Source organism: Bifidobacterium sp. POST2/T3 (B1) (genome assembly GCF_058197115.1).
The window spans coordinates 1-2,191 of record NZ_JBVPQK010000425.1; the positions used below are offsets into that span (position 1 = coordinate 1).

The window sequence follows — 2,191 nt, forward strand, 5'->3', positions numbered from 1 at the left end:
GATGACGAGCGGCGGCTGATCTACGTGGCGGCGACCAGGGCCCGGCATGACCTGCTGCTGACCTTCAGCCAGGATTCCCAGGCGGAGTCTGCGGCCCTGAACACGCCGGCACCGGACCCGGACAAGGCTTCCAACTTCTGGACTGAACTGGTGGAGCTCTTTCAGGAAGAGCCCAATGCGGTCAAGCTGGAGCCCGCAAAGGATACACATGAGGGCGAGCCAACGCCACCCTTGGGGCTCTTTGTCGGTGAGAACGCCCAGTCCTACCGCCAGGCTGTCGTCGACCGTGCCCTGGAGGAGGTGGACCAGGTCGCCGCCCGAGACGGTGAGCGTGAGCAGGCGCTTTGGCCTCCTGTTCTGAGTGCGCGGACCCGTGAAGCCTTGGATCGCTCGGCCGCCTGGGTGCGCGCCGGGGAACCAGACGACCACAAAATCCCTGATGAGGGCGATGACGGGCTCTACGCCAATGCGGTCCGCGTCCTGCAGGTCAGCACAGGCCGCCTAGGGGTGGCTGACGACCAGTTGCTCACGGATCTGGATCTGCTGCGGCGCACCGGCCGCCGAATCCTGGGACATGGGGCTAGCAGCGTCACCGCCATCCAGGCCAGCTCGGCAGGGGGCGATCCCAAGATGGAGAGGGATTACTGGCAGGGGCTGGTCAGACCCATACCTCAGGTAGCTTCTCCGCAGGCCGAGGCGGGCACCCGCTTCCACGACTGGGCCAGGCGTTTCATTCTGCCCGAGATCTCTGCCCCTCAAGGACTGGTAGACCTGCCTGACCAGGCGGAAGCACCGAACCTGCTCGATGGTCCGCTGGGCCCCGGGGCCATGGCTGAGCGAGCCCGAATGCTGGCCGGGCTTGACCAGGAGCGGGAGTCCCTGGATTCCAAGGCCGATCCCGTACAGGCCCGTCTGCTGACCTGGGAGCGGAGGTTGGCTGAGTCTGACTGGGCCCAGCGCACTCCTGTCTGGGTGGAACGGCCCATCGTGGCGGAGCTGGCTGGCTCTATCGTCAAGGGCAAGCTGGATGCGGTCTTCGCAGGTGGGCTGGACCCTGAGCGCACCGATATGCGCTACACCATCGTGGACTGGAAGACCGGAGCCCGACCGCATGGAGAGGAGTCGACCAACCGCCGTCTGGTCCAGCTGGACTTCTACCGGTTGCTCCTGTCACGCTTGGAGGGTATCGGCCTGTCGACCATCGACGCCTGCCTTTATTATGTAAGTGAAGACCAGCCCCAGGATCGACTCATCAGGGCCCGTGCCAGGACCGAAGAAGAAATTCTTGCAACCTTAGCCGAGGGCGTACCCGAGCAGTCGGACGAGGACTGAGTCTGCGACAGACCCCGCCAGATAAGGGCGATGGGTGCCGCGCATCGGCAATCATGAACAGCAGGCGATCGGCAGACGGCCAGGGGCCGTCGTGGGGCCGGGCACGCCCGAATGGAGCAATGAGACAGATGACAACGTCCAGTAATCACGACCAGGCCTCACGGCGGAAGGGGAGCGTGGCAATAAGACCCATGGTCTGGGCGGATATGCCCGACCTGGTGGGGACCTTTGATGCCACCTGGAAGGTGCAGGAGGATCCCGAGGGAACCGTGTCCCGGCTGAGCGCCGCGCATTTCATCCTGCATTATCTAGTAGATGCCACCAGGGCTCGGATAGCCGTCGATGGGCAGGACTTTCTGGGTGTAACTCTGTTGGCCGAGGGACGTGGCGAACCTTGCTTCCCTCAGGCTGAAGAGGAGCTGGAGCGAGTGGACCAGCAGCTGTCTGCCACGCCGCTGGGCGCTCGGACCCTGGACCGGGCCCGCCAGTGGCAGCTGACCGAGGTCAGGCTGGAGGAGCAGTGCGGTCTGGCCGTCCCGCCCCAGGCTGAACTGAGGCTCTTCCTGGTCTCCAGTAGTGCCCGGGGACGCGGCGTGGGCGGCGCTCTGTGGCGGGACACCCTGGAGCATCTGGACCAGGCGGGCATCGAGCGCTTCTATCTGCATACGGACTCCTCCTGCGACGTGGGCTTCTATGACCATCAGGGCATGGAGCGGTTGGCCGAGCTCAAGGGGCAGGACCATGCGGCCTTTGCCGGGCGCGACCCCTCCGATGACCCGCAATTCTTTGAGGGTATTGACGACATCTTCATCTACGGAGGCCGTGTGAGCGACCAGCTGGGCAAGGATGGTGATCATGG

The 2,191-nt window shown here is 64.7% G+C and carries 2 protein-coding genes; both read left to right on the top strand.

The window, feature by feature from the left end; translation table 11 throughout:
• On the top strand, nucleotides 1-1,332 hold a 1,332-nt coding region (locus AC0AP0_RS12415; protein WP_490430706.1), incomplete at its 5' end, for a PD-(D/E)XK nuclease family protein.
• Between the two features lie 128 nt (nucleotides 1,333-1,460).
• A partial coding sequence (locus AC0AP0_RS12420) for a GNAT family N-acetyltransferase (RefSeq protein WP_490430707.1) occupies nucleotides 1,461-2,191 on the top strand: 731 nt, incomplete at its 3' end.